Source organism: Clostridioides sp. ZZV14-6387 (assembly GCF_020657835.1).
GTDB lineage: Bacteria > Bacillota > Clostridia > Peptostreptococcales > Peptostreptococcaceae > Clostridioides > Clostridioides difficile_A.
In genome coordinates this window covers 1-209 of the sequence record NZ_JAGWCW010000170.1, presented here as the reverse complement: position 1 = coordinate 209, position 209 = coordinate 1, and the positions used below count along the sequence as shown (strand labels likewise).

1 pseudogene is annotated in these 209 nt (G+C 40.2%); it reads left to right on the top strand.

Annotated features, from left to right (window positions below):
* Positions 1-209 (top strand): annotated as a pseudogene (gene tuf / locus KGF38_RS20665) (elongation factor Tu); the annotation flags it as partial.

Genomic DNA, 209 nt, shown 5'->3' with positions numbered 1-209 from the left:
GATACTCCAATAATAAGAGGGTCAGCATTAATGGCATTAGAAGATCCAAAGAGCGAGTGGGGAAATAAGATAGTAGAATTATTCGAGCAAATAGATGAGTATATACCAGCTCCAGAGAGAGATACAGATAAGCCATTCTTAATGCCAGTAGAGGACGTATTCTCAATCACAGGAAGAGGAACAGTTGCAACAGGAAGAGTAGAAAGAGG